Consider the following 20,956-nt stretch of genomic DNA (forward strand, 5'->3'; position numbering starts at 1 on the left):
TTGGATCTTCGTTGCTTTGGGCATTGCGTTCGTTTAATTGATCGGCATTGGGCTTGCCCGCGAAGGCGGTGGGTCAGTCGCTGCATCTGTTGCTGCACTGCCGCTTTCGCAGGCAAGCCAGCTCCCACATTTGATCTTCGTTGCTTTGAGTATTGCGGTCGGCAGTAGGGTAAGCCACCCACCTATGGCCGAAACAACTTGAGAACCGCTCTCAACCCCGTAAAATGCCGCAGCCGTTGCATCACCGTCTTTCAGGGAAGAATTCAGGCCAGCACGTTTTCAGGCTGCCTTTCTCCTTGGAAAACCCAGCAACGCTGATTTCCTCACCCAAGGAGCACCCTGTGAAGACACTGTCCAAAATCCTGCTGTCGGGCCTCACCGCCGCGGCGCTGTTGACCGTGGCCGGTTGTGCCACCGAGAGCAACCGCGCGATGCCGGTGGAGCAAGTCGCCAGCGCCCACGTTGCCTATTCCGGCGTGCGTGTGCCGATTGCCGTGGGTAAGTTCGATAACCGCTCCAGCTACATGCGCGGCATCTTCTCCGATGGCGTTGACCGTCTCGGCGGCCAGGCCAAGACCATCCTCATCACCCACTTGCAGCAGACCAACCGCTTCAGCGTGCTGGACCGTGACAACATGGGTGAAATCTCCCAGGAAGCCAAAATCAAAGGCACCGTGCAGAAGCTCAAGGGCGCTGACTACGTAGTGACTGGCGATGTAACCGAGTTCGGCCGCAAAGAAACCGGCGACCGCCAGTTGTTCGGCATTCTCGGCCGTGGCAAGACCCAAGTGGCCTACGCCAAAGTCGCGTTGAATATCGTCAACATCAACACCTCCGAAGTGGTGTATTCCACCCAGGGCGCTGGTGAGTACGCGCTGTCCAACCGTGAAGTGATCGGCTTCGGCGGCACCGCCAGCTATGACTCCACCCTCAATGGCAAGGTGCTGGACCTGGCCATGCGCGAAGCGATCAACCGCCTGGTCGACGGCATCAACGCCGGCGCCTGGAACCCGCGTAACTGATCAGCCACACCACAAGGAGCAGTACACGGATGAGCAAGGCAGTGAAGTTAGCGCTGACGCTGGCAGCAATCGCGACGGTAGCCGGGTGCCAAACGGCGCCCCAGCCCCTGTATCAATGGGAAAGCTACCAGCCGCAGGTTTACGAGTACTTCAAGGGCGAGCCCAAGGAAGCGCAGGTGGAAGCACTGGAGCGCGATCTGCAGAAGATCAACGCCAGTGGCCGCAAGGCACCGCCGGGTTACCACGCGCACTTGGGCATGCTGTACATGAACATGGGCAAGGATGACCAGATGGTGCAGGAGTTTCGCACCGAGAAGGCGTTGTTCCCTGAGTCTGCTGCGTACATGGACTTTCTGTTGAAAAACGCCAAAGCCGGAGTCGCCACCAAATGAGCCTGTTAAAACTCACCGGCGCCTTGCTGGCCCTGGCGTTGCTCGGCGGTTGCGCCGCACCCAAGACGGTTGATTATTCGGCGTACAAACAGGCGCGGCCCAAGTCGATCCTGGTACTGCCGCCGATCAATGAATCGCCGGAAGTGCAGGCGTCCTACAGCCTGGTGTCGCAAGTCACCTACCCGCTGGCCGAAGCCGGCTACTACGTGTTGCCGATTGCCCTGGTGGACGAAACCTTCCGTCAGAACGGCCTGACCACCGCCAACGATATCCAGGCCGTACAACCGGCCAAGCTGCATGACATCTTTGGTGCGGACGCGGCGCTGTACATCACCATCAGCGAGTACGGCACTCAGTACATGCTGATCTCCAGCGACACCTCGGTGACGGCCTCGGCCAAACTGGTGGACCTGCGCACCGGCACCACCCTGTGGACCGGTTCGGCGCGGGCGTCGAGCGAGGAGGGCAACAACAACGGCGGCGGCCTGGTGGGCATGCTGATCACGGCGGCGGTCAAGCAAGTGATCAACAGCTCTACCGATGCGGCGCACCCGATTGCCGGTATCACCAGTGCGCGGTTGCTGTCGGCAGGGCAGCGCACCGGCATCTTGTATGGCCCGCGTAACCCGAAATACGGCACGGACTAAGAGAACACCGCCATTCAACTGTGGGAGCTGGCTTGCCTGCGATAGCGGTGGGCCAGTGCTGGAAAGGCTGCCTGACACACCGCTATCGCAGGCAAGCCAGCTCCCACATTGATCGGGGTGAATTTCAAGGGTTTAACCCGAACCCAACCTATGTCGCGTCTGACCTTGTGAACGGCTCATTCATTCACGAGGTTCAGCCCCATGTCCCGCCCTCTGCTTTACCTGCGTCCCGCTGCCCAAGGCTTCACCGTTACCCTGCTGGTGGCGCTGGTTGGGTGTGGGCTGTCATCGTCCCCCGAAGTCTCCAAACCGGTTGAACCGGCGCCTCTCGCCGAGCTGCACAGCGCGCCGATCCAGAATGCAGTGGTCAAGCGGATGGCCATGTCGGCACCCATGAGGGTGCGGGAAATGGCGACGATGGACTACCGCAGCGAACCCCGCGAGCAATACGCCAACCTGCCTGACAACCCCGTGCACCGCGTCACCGAAACCCCGGTCTCCACCTTCAGCGTGGATGTCGACACGGGCAGCTACGCCAACGTACGGCGCTTCCTCAACCAAGGCCGCCTGCCCCCCGAAGGCGCGGTGCGATTGGAGGAATTGGTCAACTACTTTCCCTACAATTACGCCCTGCCCACCGACGGCTCACCCTTTGGCGTCACCACCGAAGTGGCCGCCACACCGTGGAACCCGCGCACAAAACTGCTGCGCATCGGCATCAAGGCCTCCGATAAACCCGTGGCCGAACTGGCGCCCGCCAACCTGGTGTTCCTGGTGGACGTGTCCGGCTCCATGGACCGCCGCGAAGGCTTGCCGCTGGTCAAGAGCACGCTGAAGTTACTGGTCGATCAACTGCGTGATCAGGACCGCGTGTCACTGGTGGTCTACGCCGGTGAATCCCGCGTGGTGCTCAAGCCCACCTCGGGCAGTGAAAAAGCCAAGATCCGCAACGCCATCGACCAACTCACCGCCGGCGGCTCCACCGCAGGCGCGTCGGGCATTGAACTGGCCTACCAGATGGCCCGCGAAGGGTTTATCGACCATGGCATCAACCGCATCCTGCTGGCCACCGACGGCGACTTCAACGTGGGCATCAGCGACTTCGACAGCCTCAAGCAAATGGCCGTGGCCCAGCGCAAAAGCGGCGTATCGATGACCACCCTCGGCTTTGGTGTGGACAACTACAACGAACACCTGATGGAACAACTGGCCGACGCGGGCGACGGCAACTACGCCTACATCGACAACCTGCGCGAAGCGCGCAAAGTGCTGGTGGAGCAACTCAGTTCGACCCTGGCCGTGGTGGCGCGGGATGTGAAATTGCAGGTGGAATTCAACCCGGCCCAGGTCAGCGAATACCGCCTGCTGGGTTATGAAAACCGCGCCCTGAAACGTGAGGATTTCAACAACGACAAGGTCGATGCCGGCGAGATTGGCGCAGGGCACACGGTGACGGCGCTGTATGAAATCGTGCCCAAGGGCGAGAAGGGCTGGTTGGAACCTCTGCGTTACGCCGCCGCACCTGCGACCGAAGGCCAATCCGATGAGCTGGCGATGCTGCGGGTGCGCTACAAGCCCGCTGCGGGCGGTAGCAGCCAGTTGATCGAACGCCCCATCGCCAACCAGGCTGCCCCGGCCAGCGACGACCTGCGCTTCGCGTCTGCCGTGGCTGCCTTCGCCCAACAGCTCAAGGGCGATGGCCGCTACACTGGCACCATGAGTTTGCAAGACACCGCCAAATTGGCACGCTCGGCCCGCGGCGATGACCCCTTCGGGCTGCGCAACGAGTTCGTGCAACTGGTGGAGTTGGCCCAAAGCCTCAAACCCGAATCTCGAACACAACAATGAACCAATGTGGGAGCTGGCTTGCCTGCGATGCAGACAACTCGGTTCACCAGGCACACCGAGTGGATGCCATCGCAGCGTTGCGACGATTCGACAAGCCAGCTCCCACACTAACCCTGCTTCGGCTGACCAAAAGGAGTTCGCCCACTACATGGCCGTTCCAGACGACTCACCCAGCGACGAATCGCTGCTGGCCCGCTACCGAACCGGTGACGCGGGCGCCTTCGAAACCTTGTACACGCGCCATCGCCAGGGCCTGTACCGCTTCCTCGTGTCCCTGTGCAACAAAGCCGAACTGGCCGAAGAAATCTACCAGGACACCTGGCTCAGCCTCATCCGCAGCACCACCCAGCCACAAGGCCGGGCGAGTTTTCGCACCTGGTTGTTCCAGATCGCCCGCAACCGCCTGATCGACCATTGGCGCAAGCACGGCATCCACAACCCCCTGCATGACAGCTACGATGAACAGCTGCACGCCCAGGCCGACGACAGCGACGGCCCCGAGCAGCAACTGACCCTCAGCCGCGACCAGGCGCGCCTCGACGCGGCCCTGCAAGCGTTGCCCGAAGACCAGCGCGAAGTGTTTCTGCTGCGCCTGCACGGCGACCTCGAAGTACCGCAAATCGCCACCCTCACCGGCGCCCCGCTGGAAACCGTAAAAAGCCGCCTGCGCTACGCCCTGCAAAAATTGCGGCGCCTGCTGGCCGAGGAGGTACCCGTATGACTGACTCCCGACACACCCCAGACGACGCGCTGCTCCAGCACTACCGTCAACACAGCACGGGCGAACCGCCCGCGTCCCTCGACGCCTTCATCCTCAACGCCGCCCGCCGCGAAGCCCCGCAGCCGCAACCCAGCCTGTGGCAACGCTGGCTACAAGCCTGCCAACGCCCGCGCTGGCAAATGGCATTTGCCACCGTCGCCGGGTTGGCACTGATGATCGGCGTGGTCATGCGCTCCCCCGTGCCGCAACCTGAAATCTCCACCGCGACATTCTCCGCGCCGCGCCACGAAGAAGCGGCTCACCCGGCGCCGCAAGCGTTTTCCGCACCCGCGCCAATGGCCCGCATGGCCGTAGCGCCTAGGGTTGAAAGCGCTCCTGCTCAAGCCGAAAGCGCATTGGCGGATCAGCCAGCGGCAAAACTCAGCAAACGGACACTGCCTACGTTGGAAGAAGGCCTGCAGGAGATTGTGAACCTGCGTCGAGCGGGGGAAACCAAGGCGGCGGACGAGAAACTGCTGGCGCTGTACCAACGCTTCCCGCAGGAGGATTTGCCGGCACGGTTAGAAGCACTGCAAACGCGTTAAATCTGCCGCCACGAAAAAAGCCCCAGGCCTGTCGACCTGGGGCTTTTTATTACAACCCGCCGTAGGCTCGGTACCAGCCCACCGTGTCCGCTAGGGTCTGCTCCAACCCGCGAAAGCTCAGCCCCAGTTCCTCTTCACTTTTACGGTGGTCAAAGCGGGTACGGTGCTCCTCGCGTATCAACAGCCGCAACGTCGCCATGCTCAGCAAGATGGGCTTGCCGGTCAGGTACGCGTAGGCCTCTTGCACCGCTGCCAACAGGTACAGCGCGGGCAGCGGCAGCTGGCGGGAGGGCACCTTGACCTCGGCAATACGCCCCAGCACAGGCATCAGCTGGCGCATGGTAAAGTTGCGACCGGCCGCGAGATAACGCTCGCCCCGTCGCCCGTTTTGGGCGGCGGCAATGTGCGCCCAGGCCACATCGCGGGCATCGACCAGCGAAAAGGTGCCCGGAATCAGCCCCGGCAGCTTGCCGTTGATAACGTCCCTGACCAACTGCCCCGAAGACGTCGGCCCACGGTCGCCCGGCCCCCACATCCAACCGGGCAAGACCATGCAGGCGTACATCTGCGGGTGGCTTTCAAGAAACCTCAACACCTCCCGCTCAGCCAGGATCTTGCTGCGGTAGTAGTCGTCCGCATCGGCTTCGGCCCGCAGGCACGTCTCGTCGATCGGCGTACCGGGGGCACCGTCAAGCACGGCAATCGACGAGGTATGCACAAACCGTCGCACACCGGCGTCATACGCCCGTTGCAGCAGGGCACGCGTACCGACGACATTGATCTTCTCCAGTTCCTCCCAATGGCTGCCGCCCTTGTAGTTATCGCGAAAAAACGCCGCGCAGTGAAACACCGTATCGCAGCCTTGCAACGCCGCCGCGAAGGCATCCACATCCGCCATGTCCCCCACCACCATCTCCACGCCCGGCACATCGCCGAACTGCTGCGCGCCCTTGGCCGCCGAGCGCACCAGCGCCTTCACCGCATAACCCCGTGCGACCAGCTCCCGTACCAGGTTATTGCCCAGCAAGCCGGTGGCGCCGGTCACAAAGGTGCTGTGCAAGCGATTGGGGTTCGTGTTCATACAGGCCATTCCATTTGTTGAGAAGGCCAGTAGATATACCCGCGAGCCCGCGCCGTAAAAACAGCGCCTACGGCATAATGGCTTTGCACATCTGCACACCAGGGAAGCGCGGAGATATGGCATTGCAGGCAAATTGGGACGATCTTCGACTGCTGCTGGCAGTCTCACGGCGCGGCAGCTTTTTACAGGCAGGCCAATTACTGGGTATCGCGGCCTCTACCGTCTCCCGCCGCCTCACCCAACTGGAAACCGCCCTGGGCGAACCACTGGTAGAACGCGGCGTGGAAGGCTGCCGGCTCACCTCCCGAGGCCAAGCCCTGGTAGACGTCGCCCTGGCAGCCGAATCCGGCCTGCGACGCCAGGCCCCCGTCGACGGCGCGCCAGCAATTCTCAGCGGCACCGTACTGGTGAGCGCAGGCGAAGGCTTTTCTGCCAGCGTGCTCGAAGCCGCCAGCCGCTTCACAGCGCAGCACCCAGGCTGCTCCGTAGAACTCCAGGTCACCACCGACTTCCACAAAATCGTACGAGGCGTGGCCGATATAGCCATACGCACCGCACACCTGGGCGAACCTTCCCTGATCTACCGAGGGCTGGGCAAACTTGCCTACGGCGTGTTCGCAACCGCCGACTACCTGCAACGTTTTCCTGCGCTAACCCCAGCCACTGCCGCAAGTATCGCCTTGCTGCCACCGTTGGACCTGCTACCGCAAATGCGCGCTGCGAAGGCTGCGGGGTTGGACCATGCGCCGATTAGGGTGAGTTCGTTTGCGGTGCAGCTTGAGGCGGTGAGGCGGGGGATGGGGGTGGCGGTGTTGCCGCGTATTTTGGCGACGGGGTTGAGTGAGGTTTTTCAGGAGATAGAACTGCCGGCGATGGAGGTTTATTTGGTGACGCGGCCACAGGCGTTGAAGCAGGGGCATATTCAGAGGTTTTTTGGGGTGTTGGAGGGGGTGTTGCGCGGTGAAATTTCAAGCCTGGAAAAGCAGCATTCCGGGAATTCATCAAGGCCTTCGTAATATTCAACCCATCGGGATGTAGGCGCTTAGCCACTCGTAGCAACATCAAGTTGCGCGTGCAAGTGGCTCACAAAAAAGCCCCGGGTCTTAAGACCTCGGGTGTTTCATTCATATCTGGCTCCACACTTCTGCGGCGATGGTGCTGGCGTCCTTTGACATTTCCAACACACCAATGCGTTCTTGCCATTCCTCGAATTTGACAGGTAGAAAGGACGCATTTGTAATGCGCAGCGCAGCTTCGGTGATATACCTCTAAGGCATTAACTGCATCTGCGACAAACCGTATTCCCCCAACGAATACAGCAACGTCCCATACCCCAGCTGGACGTAGCCAACCCTGTCAGCACCATAATCCCCGCCACCACCTTCCACTTGGACGTTATTTGCCATGGCCTGCACATTCGGTGCGCTGAGGCCCTTTCGCACTGCGTAGTGGTTGTAGAGCAGTTCCCATATCGGACGGGTTTCGCCGCGATGATCGGCCGAGATGACGGTCTGTTTGAAGCTGCTGTTGGGGATGGGGGTAAACGGCACCTCCTGGCCAAGGTTGTACTTGGCCACATACTCGGCGCCCTGCAGCACGCGGTTGTTCTGGTAGCCGAACAGGTCGTTGCCCTGGCTCCAGGCCATTTGGCAGAAACTGCCGAGCAGGGCTATGTCGAGCATGGCGTGTGACTGATCACGTCCGCTTTCCTGGACTTGACCAAGGCCATCGCCGTAGAGCTTCCACACCGCGTGGGCGAGGGCGCCGTTACCGGTGCCGTGCTTGAAGTAGTCGACGGCCTCGTTGTAGAGATCGCGGCGGTCGGTCAGTACGCCGATGGCCAGCATCGAGTTCATGTTGGCTAGGTCCCAGTTGGCCCCATGATGATCAGGCCGGGCGCCGTCGTGGTTCACCAGGAAGTCATGATTGATGGGGTAGAACACAGTGAGCATCATGCCTTGAAAACGCTGGAAATCTTCCGCCCGCCACTTTGGGTAGCTGCGCAGCAGTTCGGCCGCGTTGGCCAGTTGGTAGCCGTACAAGCCTGCCACCAAAGCTCTGCCGGGCTTGTCTTTGATCGCGGTGAGGGTCGAGGCCCACTGGTTCAAAATACTCACGGCCTTGTCGGCATACGCCGGGTTGTTGGAGATCTGCCAGCGCAGGGCCAGTGCATACGCGGCGGCTGCGTCGTTGAACAGAACACTGTCGTTATTCGGGCCGCCTGAAGTGGGGTACACCACCGGCATCGGGTTGGGCTGCCAGGCTAATGAGGCATGGGGGTTGGCGATCAGCTTCTGCCAGCCGGCCAGCCACGGCTGGTTATAGTTGGCCAGCTTCTCGCGTATCCGCGTGAAGTCCTCCCGGGTCTGGAGCAGGCCAGGATGCACGAACGCTTCGGTATGCAGGGTGGGGGAGGCTTGACTGCCGATACTCATCAATAGCGCATAGAGCAGCACGGCTCTTTTGGACAGGTACTTCAAACGGATCATCGTGTGTACGCCCTGATGGGGAGAACCTTGCGCGGTCTGAAAAGCCATTCGCACAGGACTGGAATCTGCCCCAGGGATAGTTCAGATGAAGCCTGCATACCCGGGGCTTGTTGTCAAAACGTGTAGTTGATTGCAAACAGGCCCAAGCCTGCGGTTTCGCGCCTTACCAGCGGGCTGTCGCTGGCCTGGTCGGCGTATTGAGTCAGCGTCAGGCTGGCCAGCGTTGACCAGTGCGCGTCGAAGGTGTGCTGCCAGTTCAAGGCAGCGGAGTAGGCATAGATCCCGGCGTCGGCGGTGTACTTGCTGTAGATCGAGCGTTGGCTCTGAGCCTGGGTGACGCCGAAGAACGTCTGGTTGTAGCGGCTATCGCCGGCATGGGCGTCGATGGCCAGGCTCAGGGTGTCGCGGTCTGTGTGCAACAAGATGCCTTCCAGGCCAAAGCGGTAACGGTTGCCTCGGTGCTCGCCGGCCATGCGCAGTTCGGCTTCGCCGTTGACCGACAGCCAGTCAAGCAGTTGTTGGCTGAGGGTAAAGTCGGCGACGGTTGCGCCGTTGATATCGCCCATACCTCTGAGCTCGTCGCCGCCCGGGCTGGTGGTGCTGTCCTTCTCTTTGCGGCCCAGGTCGTAATTGATCGCTGCGCTGGCGCTAAAACCACTGTCGGATTGAAATTGCAGGCCCACGCCGCGAGTGGTGTCGGCGAACAACGCTCCGTGCTGGATGCTGAGCATCGGCAGTACGAGCGGACGGTAGCGGTCAGCACCCATGTAGCGAGGCGTGACACCCATGCCAAGGCCCAGGGTAACGGTGGTTTCTTCGGCTGTCGGGCTGGCGTCGGTCGCCTGAGCCTGGGGCGCGAGCGCGCAGCACAGCAGCGTGACGGCGCCCAACAGAACGTTGTGGGTAGGGGAGGTGGTGAAGTTCATGGTCAAGCCCTATGTGCAAAAGAAGACAGCAGTGCGCCCGCCGACGCGCGACACAACGCCTCCCTCTGATCGAGCTGTTCAGGCCCGTTGATAGGCTTGGACAGCGATGCAGTGGTCGGCATAGGATCGGCTCGCGAAAGCGGGCGTAGGGCAATACTGGCAGCGCACTTTCAATAAACCGTTCGTAAATTATCAAGGTTTCATCAAGAGGCTTCTTTGTGTCAGGAAAACGTATCCTCATCGTCGAAGACGACGCCGACAGCGCCAACATTCTCGAAGCCTACTTGCTCCGGGATGGCTATGAGGTGGCCCTGGCCGAAGACGGCCAGCGCGGTCTGGACCTGTACAAAAGCTGGCAGCCCGACCTGATCCTGCTCGACGTGATGCTGCCGCGCTTGAGCGGCACCGAAGTGTTATCCGCCGTTCGCCGTAGCAGTGACACGCCGGTCATCATGGTCACGGCCATGGGCGACGAACCGGAAAAGCTCGGTGCCTTGCGTTATGGCGCGGACGACTATGTGGTCAAGCCTTACAGCCCGCGCGAAGTGGTGGCGCGGGTGCACGCGGTGTTGCGGCGCACCACCGGCAACCAACCGGTGGAACACCTGCTGCGCCATGAAAACCTGCGGGTGGATCTTGTTGCGTTTACCGCAGCCATTGAGCAGGGCGAAGCACCACCGCAATGGCTGGACCTGACCCCAACGGAATTCAAGCTGCTGGTGACGTTGCTCAAGACGCCGTCCAAGGCCTTCACCCGTGATGAGTTGCTGGAAATCTGCCTGCCGGAAAGCGAAGCCCTGGCCCGCGTCGTCGACACCCACGTGCACAACCTGCGCCGCAAGCTGGAAAACCACGGTATCACCGGCGTTCTGGTCACGGTGCGCTCCATTGGCTATCGATTCAGGTAACGCACATGCTTGAGCAACCGCGGGTCAACGACAAACCCATGTGGCGCTGGATCGGCCTGCGCATGAGCTTGCTGGCGATCGGCGCGGTGGTGGTGATCTCGGTGTGCATGTGGATCAACGTCACACTGTCGGACTGGTATTTTGTGCAGCATCTGCCGCCGGGGCCGCGTGAGGAGCTGCTGGCGTTGCGCGCCGAGCCAGAGCTCAATGAGGCACGCTTGCGTCAAGTGGTTGCCCAGTACTATCCGCTGGACTATTTCCAGCCGGCTATCGCCAATCGCGACTGGCTGATACTGATCGGCCTGGTGCTGGCCGCGATCCCTATCATCATTGGCTTCGGCCTGTGGTTTTCGCGGCCCTTGTCCAGCCAGTTCTCGGCAATTGCCCAGGGCGCCCGGCGAGTCGCCGGCGGTGATTTCCTGACGCGCCTGCCGGTGCACCGCGACGCGCCCGACGAGCTGCAACGGCTGGTCAGCGACTTCAACAGCATGACCACGCAACTGGAGCGCTATGAGCGCGATGTGCGTGAATCCAGCGCGGTCATTGCCCACGAACTGCGCACACCCTTGAACGCCGCCATGGGGCGCGTGCAGGGGATGCTCGATGAGGTATTCCCCAGTGATGCCATGCAGTTGGGCATGGTCAAGCGTCAGCTCGATCAACTCAGAAAGCTGGTGGATGACTTGCACCTGTTGTCGATGGCTCGTGCTGGCCGGCTGGTGCTGGAGCGCAGCGAGTTTTCTCTGGCAGCTCTGGTGGCGGAGCGGTTGGCGTGGTTCCAGCCGCAGTTGGATGAGGCTTGCGTGCTGACGCAGGTCAGTATTGCTGATGGGCTTCGTATGCATGCCGATCGTGATCGCCTGGGCCAGGTGATCAACATTCTGGTCGATAACTTGCTGCGTTATGCGGCCGGGGGAGGCGAGTTGAATGTAACGGCGCGCCGGGTTCACGGTTCGGTGGTGATTGAAGTCGGTGACCGAGGGCCAGGTATCGAAGCCCAGCATCTGGACAGCGTGTTCGACCGCTTCTGGCGTGCAGAGCGCTCCAGGGCACGTTACTCGGGGGGGAGCGGGCTAGGCTTGTCCATCGCCCGTGCGATCTGCCACGCCCATGGCGGTACCATTACTGCCCGCAATCTGGCCGAAGGCGGTACGCTGATCAGGGCGGAGGTTCCTGTGTAGGCGTTTCTTCTTTGCCTTGAGACCGGCGCTCAAGGCGGTGAAATCGTAATGATCGTAGAGCTGGAAAACTGCTTGGGAAAAAGGGAGGGGAAAGGGGATTTATTTTCACCTCTACTATCCCGACGCGACTCAACACTCTCTCACCACCCACCAAACCAAAAACAAAAAAGCCCCAGATCTCCCGACCTGAGGCTTTTTCATTTCATATCTGGTGCACCCGGCGGGATTCGAACCCACGACCCCTGCCTTCGGAGGGCAGTACTCTATCCAGCTGAGCTACGGATGCTTGTGCGGGCGACATCATACCCATGTCGACCTGATGCGTCCATTCCGGCATTTGCCCCGCCCCCTGTCGTCCATTTCCGACAAAAAATGGCTAATCGCCACCCTCATTCACAACTCCCCGGGCCGCACGTCCCTTTGTTTGCTTTGCTCTTGTGGCTTTAACCCGCTTCCACGCCGCAATTCCTCAGGTGAACGCATGCATTCCAAAGGAACCGTGATGCTCGATCTCCCGCTCAGACAAACCCTGCTGGCTCGCTCCGATTTGTTTCGAGGTATGCCGGAGCATCTCTTGCGCTACGTCGCCACCCATATGGTGGAGCGCACGCTGGATGATCGTGAGCTGTTGTATTTCAAGGATGACACCCTCGAATTCATTGCGTTGGTGGTGGAGGGGCGGATTTATTCGGTGGTGCATGGGCCGGATGGGCGCGAGCAGATTATCGGCAGCACTGGGGTCGGGCAGGTGGTGGGGGAGACGGCGTTGATCAAGGATCATGGGCGCGAGTCTTCTACCTTTGCCAGCGGGCCCACGCGGTTGTTGCAGTTGGGTAGTCGGCATTTTGCTGTGTTGTTTGAGGAGCCGGTGTTTCTGCGGCGTTTGTTGATGCTGATGATGCTGCGCTTGCTGCACGCCATCGAGTTGTTGGAGTTGGTGTGCCTGCATCGGCTGGAGTCGCGGTTGGCGCGGTTTTTGTTGGCCAACCTGGGTGAGATCGACCTGGCGTTGGCTTTGCCCAGTGTGTCGTTGCCCGCAAGCCAGGGGGTGTTGGCGTCGATGCTGAACACCAGTCGGCCCAAGCTGAATGTGCAGCTGCAAGTGTGGCGGCGCAGTGGGGTGATCAGCGGCGGTCTGGAGCGCATGGTGATCAACGATGTCGAGCAGTTGCGGCGCAAGGCTTTTGCGCTGAATTAGTTGTGGCGGTGTTCCCCAGGTAACAGCGTACCCCCGTCGAGCCCTCGCAGACTGGCCCTTCATCAAGGATGCACAGGAGTGCTGGCGATGGGGATGACTGTTCAGTTCAAGGATCAATGGGCCGCCGATGACCGTTTGTTCGAAGCGAGTTGGCGTGCTGTGCACGGCGAGCTCAGGCGCCGGGCGTTGCGGCGGGCCAAGGGCAATCTGGATCAGGGCCAGGAGTGGTTGGCGGCGACGGCGATCAAGGCCCTGTTGTTTTTTCGGCGTTCGCCCGAGCGTATTCGTGACCCTCAGGGGTTTCTGTTTCTGGTGCTCGATCATGTGTTTCTCGACAGCGTGCGGCGCAGCAAGCGCGAGGGGCGGCTGTTCGATGATTCGGTGGACCTTGAACACGATCACCTGGCCGCGCTCGCCGCGCCCTGCGCTTCGGTGCTGGAGCGGGTGGAATGTTATGAGCGCCTGGAGCAGATCGAGGCGCACGTCGCACGGTTACCGCTGTTGCAGCAGCGCTTGTTCGAGATGCGTTTTGTCGACGACCTGCCTTACCCGCAAATTGCCGCGGAGCTGCACGTGAAGCTGCCGCTGGTGCGCAAGCGTGTGCAACTGCTGCGCGATGCGTTGCGCTGAAGGTAATTCACACATGCTGGCGTGGGGCGTTCTAGTGGTATGAGCGCAGCACGCCGCCGCTATCCACACCCAAACCTGGGTGAATGCCATCAAGGAGAGATGTATGACAGAGGTCAACAGCCAGATCACCGACGCGGTCACTCAAACCAACGTCAAGGTGGTAGCCGAGGCGCCGGCCCAGGCCATCGCGTCGCTGTACCAGGTGGCCAGCAGCGCGGCGGGCCTGTCGTTGCAGAACGCGGTCAACAGCCAGCAGGCGATGAACCAGATTTCCAATGCGGTGATCTCCAAGGCCGTGGCGCTGATCATGCAGATTGGCGAGAAGGGCTGAGCCCTCGGGAGTTGGATTATGTCGTGGTTCAGCAAAAAGAAACCCGCCGCCGCCCAAGCAACGCCCGCCGCCGATCCACCTCCGCCGGCGCCCGCTGCACCGGCCTCGCGCTCGATCATGGCGCGCATGAACGAGCACTTGCTCAATCAGGTGAGCGCGCCGTCATCCGACAGCACGGCAGCGCTCAATAGCCAGATCGTGCAGGCGGTGCAGTTCACCAATTCGCAGAACTTTGCCTACGCCCCGGCGCAGTTCGCGGTGCCGGCCGACATGATGATCAGCCAGGCAGCCGGGCTGGTGGCGCAAGCGGCGGCGGGGTACTTCGACGGGGTCAGCAAGATCGCCCTGGCGGCCCAGGCCGTGCTGCTCCAGCAAATGACCGAGAACATCGTCAAGGACAACCTGCCGGCCGCTGCCGAAGACGCCTTGGGCGCCCTGGCCACCGACCTGCTGGTGGGCGCCGCTGCCGCTGTGGCTGCTGCTGCCGGTGCGATGGAGGCCGAAGCCGCCAGCGTGGCCATCGACAAGATCGACCAGAGCATCGCCAAGTACGCCGACACCCTGGCCAACCGGGCCGCGCCAGCGGCCTGAACCGAGCACAGCGCTCCAGCGTTCTGCTGGGGCGGTGCAACAGCAACTTGAAAGCAACTTTTCTTGAGTGAGGAGCGACATCATGCAGCCTGGAGATATTATTTTTTCTGTCAAACAAGATGACGACAGCGCAACGCGGGCGTTTATCAAAGCCGGTCAATTGGTCAAGGCCAAGGTGTTCTCGCAGGACACGACCTACCTGAATGTGGTTCACCCGGCGATTGCGGTGAGCGACACCCTGGTGATCGAAAGTGTCGGCAGTGGCCTAGCCCTGACCGACCTGAGCCTGGAAAAACCGCCACGCTCGGCGATGGTGTTTTCCTGCGTGGATACCGAACTGGGCGAGGCAGCGACGGTGGCTGCCAAGCAGTTCTACTTCGACAAGATCGGTGGTGATATCCGGGGCCGCTACAGCGTGTGGAACGCGATGATTTCAGCCTTTCGGCGCTGGACTTCCGATACCAGCCTGGTGACGCGGATCAACGAGTCCATCGACATCGGCAGCGGGTCCTTTTGTTCGCAGTTCGCGGCCAACTGCTACGAGGTCGGCAACCTCTACAACGAGGCCAATCTGCTGCCGCCTCCGCCGGCCATTTTTCCCAACCAGCCCAGCGCCATAACGCCTGCGGAGTTGGCGACCTTCTGTGATTCGTCGCCGCATTTTTACTTTGGCGGTTTCTGGCAGGACAACGTTGAGGTGCGGCTTTAGCGGGCGTGTCGCCGCCAAGGCAGCCCCTAAGGAGCTCGATATGCAACCCTCGGTCCTGTCCACCGACGACCGCCAGCGGCTCGAAGCGATGCTGCGCAACCCGCAGATTTTCGCCGGAACGCCCCAGGCCATCGTCGACGAAACCCTCAAGCGCGCCACCCAGGTGCTTGAGCAATCGAAGGCCAACGAACAAGCGCTCAAGACGGCTGCCCAGCAGCGCGAGGCGGCGCTACGCCAAATGCTGAACGGCGCGGCCTCGGACCAGGACGCGCAACGCAAGGAAGTGCAGGCACTGATCCAGGGGTTGATCGCCCAGATTGAAGCGGCGCTGGGCCCCACTGCAAAACCTTGACCCTGCGTTTCACAGCGCCTGTTTCGCAACGTTCATTGATGAACACGGAATGCACCGTGTACTAAATAAGGAAATTGATCATGCCATTAGTCAACGAGCAAATTACCGACGCGGTCACCCAGACCAACGTCAAAGTGGTGGCCGAATCGCCTGCGATGGCGATGAGCACTATCTATCAATCCATGGCGCAGGCCACGGCGATTCTGTTCCAGAACGCGGTGTCGGCCCAGCAGCAGCAAAACACCCTGGCCCAGGCGGCCACCAACCAGGGCGTGATGCAGATCTACAGCGTCGATACCACCGCAGGTGCGGCGGCCACCGAGAAAGTCGCCCAGGGCGGCGTGTCGGATAACCTCACCAGCCTGTTGACCGTGCTCAAGTCGTTCCAGCCTTAAGCACCGAGCAATAACGGATGTTGTTCTTTCTCAACCCAGGAGTTTCAACCATGAGTACAGTCAGCCCGCAAATCACCGATGCCGTCACCCAGACCAACGTCAAGGTGGTTGCCGAATCACCCGCGATGGCCATGAGCACTATTTACCAATCCATGGGCCAGGCCACGGCGATTCTGTTCCAGAACTCGGTCTCGGCCCAACAGCAACAAAACACCCTGGCTCAGGCGGCTACCAACCAGGGCGTGATGCAGATCTACAGTGTCGACACCACCGCTGGCGCCGCCGCCACCGAAAAAGTCGCCCAGGGCGGCGTGGCCGACAACTTGACCAGCCTGCTGGCCGTGCTCAAGTCGTTCCAACCTTAAGCTGCAAGGCCCCCAACAGCCCCGGCGCCCACAAGGCTCCGGGGCTGTTGTCGTGTGGGCACTTGATCCGAAAGATGAGCCGGATGCGCCATATTCGTTCTTTTTTTCGAACATCCTATTGCCCTGTACCCCCATTGATCCTAGGATTCGTTTGAGATTTCAAACGCTCTGTCTCCCGTGCGCTCTTTCATTTCTTCTGCGCGCTGGGGCTGATTTCCCTGACGGCAGCCCACAAGGCGCCTTTCAACAACTCTAATTCGCTCCGCGTGCGCGCGGTGCTGTTAAGGAAAGCCGACATGCAGCTTAAAGACACCCAGTTGTTCCGCCAGCAAGCCTTTATCGATGGCGCTTGGGTCGATGCGGACAATGGTCAAACCATCAAGGTCAACAACCCGGCCACGGGCGAGATTCTCGGCACCGTGCCGAAGATGGGCGCCGCGGAAACCCGCCGCGCCATCGAAGCCGCCGACAAGGCCCTGCCAGCCTGGCGTGCACTCACCGCCAAGGAGCGCGCCAACAAGCTGCGCCGCTGGTTCGAACTGCTGATCGAAAACCAGGACGACCTCGGCCGCCTGATGACCCTCGAACAAGGCAAGCCGCTGGCCGAAGCCAAGGGCGAAATCGTCTACGCTGCCTCCTTTATCGAGTGGTTCGCCGAAGAAGCCAAGCGCATCTACGGTGACGTGATCCCCGGCCATCAGCCCGACAAGCGCCTGATCGTGATCAAGCAGCCCATCGGCGTGACCGCAGCCATCACCCCGTGGAACTTCCCAGCGGCGATGATCACCCGCAAAGCCGGCCCGGCCCTGGCCGCCGGTTGCACCATGGTGATCAAGCCCGCCTCGCAAACCCCGTTCTCGGCCCTGGCCCTGGTTGAGCTGGCGCACCGCGCCGGTATCCCCAAAGGCGTGCTCAGCGTAGTCACCGGCAGCGCCGGCGACATCGGCGGCGAGCTGACCAGCAACCCCATCGTGCGTAAATTGTCCTTCACCGGCTCGACCGAAATCGGTCGCCAGCTGATGGCCGAATGCGCCAAGGACATCAAGAAAGTTTCCCTGGAGCTGGGCGGTAACGCACCGTTCATCGTGTTCGACGACGCCGACCTGGATAAGGCCGTCGAAGGCGCGATCATCTCCAAGTACCGCAACAACGGCCAGACCTGCGTCTGCGCCAACCGCCTGTACATCCAGGATTCGGTGTACGACGCCTTCGCTGAAAAGCTCAAGGTGGCGGTGACCAAACTGAAGATCGGTAACGGCCTGGAAGACGGCACCACCACCGGCCCGCTGATCGACGAAAAAGCCGTGGCCAAGGTGCAGGAGCATATCGCTGATGCCCTGAGCAAAGGCGCCAAGCTGTTGGCCGGTGGCAAGGTGATGGAAGGCAACTTCTTCGAACCGACCATCCTGGTCGACGTGCCGAAAAACGCCGCCGTGGCCAAGGAAGAAACCTTCGGCCCGCTGGCGCCACTGTTCCGCTTCAAAGACGAAGCCGAAGTGATCGCCATGTCCAACGACACCGAGTTCGGCCTGGCCTCCTACTTCTACGCCCGCGACCTGGGCCGGGTGTTCCGTGTGGCCGAGGCCCTGGAATACGGTATGGTCGGCGTCAACACCGGGTTGATCTCCAACGAAGTGGCGCCGTTCGGCGGCATCAAGGCCTCGGGCCTGGGCCGTGAAGGCTCCAAGTACGGGATCGAGGACTACCTGGAAATCAAATACCTCTGCCTGGGCATCTAAGGCACGGGATTGCAGCAAACGCAGAGGGCACGAGAGCGCTGCCCCTTTGCGTGTTTCACATGGTTATTCGCAGTGGCCGGGAAAGCTGTGGCAGTCGATCATCGCATGCTGCCGTAGTTGCCTCCCCGCCACCTATCCTTGAGCCACGCCGCCCGATGAGCGGCGAATGAGGACTTTATGAGCAAGACCAACGCTTCCCTGATGAAACGCCGCGAAGCCGCTGTACCGCGCGGTGTTGGCCAGATTCACCCGATCTTCGCTGACTCCGCGAAGAACGCCACCGTGACCGACGTTGAAGGTCGCGAGTTCATCGACTTCGCCGGCGGTATCGCCGTGCTGAACACCGGCCACGTGCACCCGAAAATCATCGCGGCCGTGACCGAGCAGCTCAACAAGCTGACCCACACCTGCTTCCAGGTATTGGCCTACGAGCCCTACGTAGAAGTGTGCGAAAAAGTCGCCGCCAAGGTGCCAGGTGATTTCGCCAAGAAAACCCTGCTGGTCACCACCGGTTCCGAAGCGGTGGAGAACGCCGTGAAAATCGCCCGCGCCGCCACCGGCCGTGCCGGTGTGATCGCCTTCACCGGCGCTTACCACGGCCGCACCATGATGACCCTGGGCCTTACCGGTAAGGTCGTGCCTTACTCGGCCGGCATGGGCCTGATGCCGGGCGGCGTGTTCCGTGCGCTGTACCCCAACGAACTGCACGGTGTGAGCGTCGACGACTCCATCGCCAGCATCGAGCGCATCTTCAAGAACGATGCCGAGCCGCGTGATATCGCTGCAATCATCATCGAGCCGGTACAGGGCGAAGGCGGTTTCTACGTCGCGCCAAAAGCCTTCATGAAGCGCCTGCGCGAACTGTGCGACAAGCACGGCATCCTGCTGATCGCCGACGAAGTGCAAACCGGTGCCGGGCGTACCGGCACCTTCTTCGCCATGGAACAGATGGGCGTTGCCGCCGACCTGACCACCTTCGCCAAATCCATCGCGGGCGGCTTCCCGCTGGCTGGTGTGTGCGGCAAGGCTGAGTACATGGACGCCATCGCCCCAGGCGGCTTGGGCGGCACCTATGCCGGTAGCCCGATTGCCTGCGCCGCGGCCCTGGCCGTGATGGAAGTGTTCGAAGAAGAGCACCTGCTGGACCGCTGCAAGGCCGTGGGCGAGCGCCTGGTGACTGGCCTCAAGGCCATTCAGGCCAAGTACCCGGTGATCGGCGAAGTGCGTGCCTTGGGCGCGATGATCGCGGTCGAGCTGTTCGAAGACGGCGACACCCACAAGCCAAACGCTGCCGCCGTTGCCTCCGTGGTGGCCAAGGCACGTGACAAGGGCCTGATCCTGCTGTCCTGCGGTACCTACGGCAACGTATTGCGCGTACTGGTGCCCCTGACCTCGCCGGACGAGCAGTTGGACAAGGGCCTGGCGATCATCGAAGAGTGCTTCTCCGAACTCTGACACGCCCGTTCCTACGAAAAACAAAAAAACCGCTTCGGCGGTTTTTTTGTGCCTGCTTCATTGTACGCACGCGCCTGCATTGTCTAAGGTGCAAGCATTGCCGATGGAGCGTGCTGGATGACTGCTGTTGATTTACCCGCTGTACCCCGAGTGTTAATCGCCGAAGCAGACCCTTGGTCGCGGGACCTGCTCAAGCAAGTGCTGTTGAATGTGCGCTGTGACGCACGGCTGGATGTGTGCGCCGATGGGCAACACGCCGCCACGCTGTTGGGCGAAAAAACCTATGACCTGATCTTGGCCGATTGGGAGCTGCCGGGCGTGGATGGCCTGAGCCTGCTGCGCAGCGTGCGCCAGAAACGCCGTTCGCTGCCGTTTATCTTGCTGAGCAGTCGCAACGACAGTGCCAGCGTGCGCGAAGCCTTGCCCCTGGCGCCCACCGCCTACCTGACCCGCCCGCTGAACATGGAAAGCCTGACCCAGCGCCTGCAAGACCTGCTGCTCAATGAAGGCGAAAGCGTGTACTGCGAAATCCCACCGTTGGCGCCGGGCATGACCTTGCCAGCCTTCCTTGAGCGGCGCCGCGAGGTCTGCGATGGCGCGCCGCTGCGCGTGGATGTGAAAGCTGCCGTGCAACGCAGCCTCGGCCCCGAAGGCCTGGACCTCAAGCAGTTGGAAGGCCAGGTGCACAGCGACCCGCAAATCACCGCCGTACTGATCGCCGCCGCCAACAGCGCCGGCTACCACGGCACGCCGGTGCAGACCCTGTCAGAGGCCCTGCATAAGTTGGTGCCCGGCCAGAGCATGAATCTCATCCTGGGCCTGGCGCTCAAGCACAACGTGGTGTTGGGTGACCCTGGGCTGGTGGCCTACGCCGAGCGGTACTGGCAACTGTCCCAGGGCAGCGCCGACTACGCCCGGCGCCTGGCGCGCATGCTAGAGCTCGATCACGAGCGTTGCTACAGCGCCTGCATCCTGCATCGCTTGGGCGACTTGGCTTTGTTGCGCTGCCTGGAAGACTGGCGCCAGGGCGGTGGCGCCCTGGATGACCAAACCATCGGCGAATCCCTTGAGGCCTTTGGCGGCGCCTACGGTTCGGCATTGCGCACACGTTGGCGCTTGCCGCTGGAGTTGCGGCAGTTGATCGCGGGGATCTATTCACTTGAAGGCGGGGTGTATTCGCGCGAAGCCCTGGTGGTGAACCTGGCGGTGCAAATGGCGCGGCTGACCGAGCACGAAGGGCTCGAAGAACTGGCAGGCAGCAAGACCGCACGGCTGCTCAAGGTCGGCTTGCCAGAACTGTCCCGAGTGCGCAAAACCTGAAACACACACCGGTCAATTGTGGGAGCTGGCTTGCCTGCGATAGCGGTGGGTCAGTCAAGACGCCATCGCAGG

23 protein-coding genes and 1 tRNA gene are annotated in these 20,956 nt (G+C 61.4%); 20 read left to right on the top strand and 4 right to left on the bottom strand.

Going from position 1 to position 20,956, the window contains the following annotated elements:
• Positions 1–341 precede the first annotated feature (341 nt).
• The 6 genes from BT199_RS13435 (at position 342) to BT199_RS13460 (ending at position 5,214) form a co-directional block, all read left to right on the top strand.
• Complete coding sequence (locus BT199_RS13435; protein WP_005783620.1) at positions 342–1,022, top strand: CsgG/HfaB family protein; 681 nt, start codon at positions 342–344, stop codon at positions 1,020–1,022.
• Positions 1,023–1,051: 29 nt separating this feature from the next.
• Entirely contained in the window at positions 1,052–1,414 is a 363-nt protein-coding gene (locus tag BT199_RS13440) for a DUF4810 domain-containing protein (protein WP_005783622.1), read from the top strand.
• The gene (locus tag BT199_RS13445) at positions 1,411–2,061 is read left to right on the top strand and encodes a DUF799 domain-containing protein (RefSeq protein ID WP_005783625.1); all 651 of its coding nucleotides are present in this window, start codon (positions 1,411–1,413) and stop codon (positions 2,059–2,061) included. The genes BT199_RS13440 and BT199_RS13445 overlap by 4 nt, the downstream gene beginning before the upstream one ends.
• Before the next feature lie 201 nt (positions 2,062–2,262).
• Positions 2,263–3,909, top strand: a complete 1,647-nt coding sequence (locus BT199_RS13450) for a vWA domain-containing protein (RefSeq protein WP_072434679.1) — start codon at positions 2,263–2,265, stop codon at positions 3,907–3,909.
• A gap of 148 nt (positions 3,910–4,057) precedes the next feature.
• Positions 4,058–4,630: an RNA polymerase sigma factor gene (locus BT199_RS13455; protein WP_072434680.1), complete on the top strand. Its 573-nt coding sequence runs from the start codon at positions 4,058–4,060 to the stop codon at positions 4,628–4,630.
• A complete protein-coding gene (locus BT199_RS13460) occupies positions 4,627–5,214 on the top strand; it encodes a hypothetical protein (protein WP_014716404.1) in 588 nt (195 codons plus the stop codon). The genes BT199_RS13455 and BT199_RS13460 overlap by 4 nt, the downstream gene beginning before the upstream one ends.
• 49 nt (positions 5,215–5,263) lie before the next feature.
• On the opposite strand, the gene BT199_RS13465 is transcribed toward BT199_RS13460, so the two are convergent.
• Positions 5,264–6,295: an SDR family oxidoreductase gene (locus BT199_RS13465; protein ID WP_072434681.1), complete on the bottom strand. Its 1,032-nt coding sequence runs from the start codon at positions 6,293–6,295 to the stop codon at positions 5,264–5,266.
• Positions 6,296–6,411: 116 nt separating this feature from the next.
• Here BT199_RS13465 and BT199_RS13470 point away from each other — a divergent pair, with 116 nt between their 5' ends.
• Positions 6,412–7,311: a LysR family transcriptional regulator gene (locus BT199_RS13470; protein ID WP_072434682.1), complete on the top strand. Its 900-nt coding sequence runs from the start codon at positions 6,412–6,414 to the stop codon at positions 7,309–7,311.
• A gap of 252 nt (positions 7,312–7,563) precedes the next feature.
• Here BT199_RS13470 and BT199_RS13475 read toward each other — a convergent pair whose 3' ends face one another.
• Entirely contained in the window at positions 7,564–8,784 is a 1,221-nt protein-coding gene (locus tag BT199_RS13475; protein WP_072434683.1) for an alginate lyase family protein, read from the bottom strand.
• A gap of 113 nt (positions 8,785–8,897) precedes the next feature.
• Entirely contained in the window at positions 8,898–9,710 is an 813-nt protein-coding gene (locus BT199_RS13480) for a MipA/OmpV family protein (protein WP_072434684.1), read from the bottom strand.
• A 218-nt stretch (positions 9,711–9,928) separates the two neighbouring features.
• Here BT199_RS13480 and BT199_RS13485 point away from each other — a divergent pair, with 218 nt between their 5' ends.
• Positions 9,929–10,618: a response regulator gene (locus BT199_RS13485; RefSeq protein WP_003187519.1), complete on the top strand. Its 690-nt coding sequence runs from the start codon at positions 9,929–9,931 to the stop codon at positions 10,616–10,618.
• Positions 10,619–10,623: 5 nt separating this feature from the next.
• Positions 10,624–11,799 carry a sensor histidine kinase gene (locus tag BT199_RS13490; RefSeq protein ID WP_072434685.1) on the top strand — a complete coding sequence of 392 codons (1,176 nt, stop codon included), beginning with the start codon at positions 10,624–10,626 and terminating at the stop codon, positions 11,797–11,799.
• 209 nt (positions 11,800–12,008) lie between these two features.
• On the opposite strand, the gene BT199_RS13495 is transcribed toward BT199_RS13490, so the two are convergent.
• A tRNA-Arg gene (locus BT199_RS13495) sits at positions 12,009–12,085 on the bottom strand.
• A 216-nt stretch (positions 12,086–12,301) separates the two neighbouring features.
• On the opposite strand from BT199_RS13495, the gene BT199_RS13500 reads away from it, so the two are divergent.
• From BT199_RS13500 to BT199_RS13550, 11 genes are all read left to right on the top strand, one after another.
• Positions 12,302–12,997: a Crp/Fnr family transcriptional regulator gene (locus BT199_RS13500; protein ID WP_020302202.1), complete on the top strand. Its 696-nt coding sequence runs from the start codon at positions 12,302–12,304 to the stop codon at positions 12,995–12,997.
• Positions 12,998–13,084: 87 nt separating this feature from the next.
• Positions 13,085–13,627 (top strand): RNA polymerase sigma factor, encoded by a 543-nt coding sequence (locus BT199_RS13505; protein WP_175556212.1) that lies wholly within the window; start codon positions 13,085–13,087, stop codon positions 13,625–13,627.
• Positions 13,628–13,730: 103 nt separating this feature from the next.
• Entirely contained in the window at positions 13,731–13,958 is a 228-nt protein-coding gene (locus BT199_RS13510) for a RebB family R body protein (RefSeq protein WP_003187543.1), read from the top strand.
• A gap of 18 nt (positions 13,959–13,976) precedes the next feature.
• A complete protein-coding gene (locus BT199_RS13515) occupies positions 13,977–14,549 on the top strand; it encodes a hypothetical protein (RefSeq protein WP_072434687.1) in 573 nt (190 codons plus the stop codon).
• A gap of 82 nt (positions 14,550–14,631) precedes the next feature.
• Positions 14,632–15,258, top strand: coding sequence for a hypothetical protein (locus tag BT199_RS13520; RefSeq protein ID WP_072434688.1), 627 nt, complete (start codon positions 14,632–14,634; stop codon positions 15,256–15,258).
• A 40-nt stretch (positions 15,259–15,298) separates the two neighbouring features.
• On the top strand, positions 15,299–15,610 hold the full coding sequence (locus tag BT199_RS13525) for a hypothetical protein (RefSeq protein ID WP_072434689.1): 312 nt from the start codon (positions 15,299–15,301) through the stop codon (positions 15,608–15,610).
• A gap of 80 nt (positions 15,611–15,690) precedes the next feature.
• Positions 15,691–16,005 carry a RebB family R body protein gene (locus tag BT199_RS13530; protein WP_003187550.1) on the top strand — a complete coding sequence of 105 codons (315 nt, stop codon included), beginning with the start codon at positions 15,691–15,693 and terminating at the stop codon, positions 16,003–16,005.
• Between the two features lie 50 nt (positions 16,006–16,055).
• Positions 16,056–16,370, top strand: coding sequence for a RebB family R body protein (locus BT199_RS13535; protein ID WP_003187551.1), 315 nt, complete (start codon positions 16,056–16,058; stop codon positions 16,368–16,370).
• Between the two features lie 296 nt (positions 16,371–16,666).
• Positions 16,667–18,109 carry an NADP-dependent succinate-semialdehyde dehydrogenase gene (gene gabD, locus BT199_RS13540; RefSeq protein WP_003187552.1) on the top strand — a complete coding sequence of 481 codons (1,443 nt, stop codon included), beginning with the start codon at positions 16,667–16,669 and terminating at the stop codon, positions 18,107–18,109.
• Positions 18,110–18,286: 177 nt separating this feature from the next.
• Positions 18,287–19,564, top strand: a complete 1,278-nt coding sequence (gene gabT, locus BT199_RS13545) for a 4-aminobutyrate--2-oxoglutarate transaminase (RefSeq protein ID WP_014716416.1) — start codon at positions 18,287–18,289, stop codon at positions 19,562–19,564.
• 117 nt (positions 19,565–19,681) lie between these two features.
• Entirely contained in the window at positions 19,682–20,884 is a 1,203-nt protein-coding gene (locus BT199_RS13550) for an HDOD domain-containing protein (RefSeq protein WP_072434690.1), read from the top strand.
• Positions 20,885–20,956: the final 72 nt, after the last annotated feature.

It is taken from the genome of Pseudomonas sp. NFR02, from assembly GCF_900119375.1.
In the GTDB taxonomy this organism is placed as follows: Bacteria; Pseudomonadota; Gammaproteobacteria; order Pseudomonadales; family Pseudomonadaceae; genus Aquipseudomonas; species Aquipseudomonas paracarnis.

Bases quoted from the DNA above. Each gene is read 5' to 3' on its own strand.
- BT199_RS13440 (WP_005783622.1), top strand. From the start codon at position 1,052: ATGAGCAAGGCAGTGAAGTTAGCGCTGACGCTGGCAGCAATCGCGACG.
- BT199_RS13445 (WP_005783625.1), top strand. From the start codon at position 1,411: ATGAGCCTGTTAAAACTCACCGGCGCCTTGCTGGCCCTGGCGTTGCTC.
- BT199_RS13450 (WP_072434679.1), top strand. From the start codon at position 2,263: ATGTCCCGCCCTCTGCTTTACCTGCGTCCCGCTGCCCAAGGCTTCACC.
- BT199_RS13455 (WP_072434680.1), top strand. From the start codon at position 4,058: ATGGCCGTTCCAGACGACTCACCCAGCGACGAATCGCTGCTGGCCCGC.
- BT199_RS13460 (WP_014716404.1), top strand. From the start codon at position 4,627: ATGACTGACTCCCGACACACCCCAGACGACGCGCTGCTCCAGCACTAC.
- BT199_RS13465 (WP_072434681.1), bottom strand. From the start codon at position 6,295: ATGAACACGAACCCCAATCGCTTGCACAGCACCTTTGTGACCGGCGCC.
- BT199_RS13470 (WP_072434682.1), top strand. From the start codon at position 6,412: ATGGCATTGCAGGCAAATTGGGACGATCTTCGACTGCTGCTGGCAGTC.
- BT199_RS13475 (WP_072434683.1), bottom strand. From the start codon at position 8,784: ATGATCCGTTTGAAGTACCTGTCCAAAAGAGCCGTGCTGCTCTATGCG.
- BT199_RS13480 (WP_072434684.1), bottom strand. From the start codon at position 9,710: ATGAACTTCACCACCTCCCCTACCCACAACGTTCTGTTGGGCGCCGTC.
- BT199_RS13490 (WP_072434685.1), top strand. From the start codon at position 10,624: ATGCTTGAGCAACCGCGGGTCAACGACAAACCCATGTGGCGCTGGATC.
- BT199_RS13500 (WP_020302202.1), top strand. From the start codon at position 12,302: ATGCTCGATCTCCCGCTCAGACAAACCCTGCTGGCTCGCTCCGATTTG.
- BT199_RS13505 (WP_175556212.1), top strand. From the start codon at position 13,085: ATGGGGATGACTGTTCAGTTCAAGGATCAATGGGCCGCCGATGACCGT.
- BT199_RS13510 (WP_003187543.1), top strand. From the start codon at position 13,731: ATGACAGAGGTCAACAGCCAGATCACCGACGCGGTCACTCAAACCAAC.
- BT199_RS13515 (WP_072434687.1), top strand. From the start codon at position 13,977: ATGTCGTGGTTCAGCAAAAAGAAACCCGCCGCCGCCCAAGCAACGCCC.
- BT199_RS13520 (WP_072434688.1), top strand. From the start codon at position 14,632: ATGCAGCCTGGAGATATTATTTTTTCTGTCAAACAAGATGACGACAGC.
- BT199_RS13525 (WP_072434689.1), top strand. From the start codon at position 15,299: ATGCAACCCTCGGTCCTGTCCACCGACGACCGCCAGCGGCTCGAAGCG.
- BT199_RS13530 (WP_003187550.1), top strand. From the start codon at position 15,691: ATGCCATTAGTCAACGAGCAAATTACCGACGCGGTCACCCAGACCAAC.
- BT199_RS13535 (WP_003187551.1), top strand. From the start codon at position 16,056: ATGAGTACAGTCAGCCCGCAAATCACCGATGCCGTCACCCAGACCAAC.
- gabD (WP_003187552.1), top strand. From the start codon at position 16,667: ATGCAGCTTAAAGACACCCAGTTGTTCCGCCAGCAAGCCTTTATCGAT.
- gabT (WP_014716416.1), top strand. From the start codon at position 18,287: ATGAGCAAGACCAACGCTTCCCTGATGAAACGCCGCGAAGCCGCTGTA.
- BT199_RS13550 (WP_072434690.1), top strand. From the start codon at position 19,682: ATGACTGCTGTTGATTTACCCGCTGTACCCCGAGTGTTAATCGCCGAA.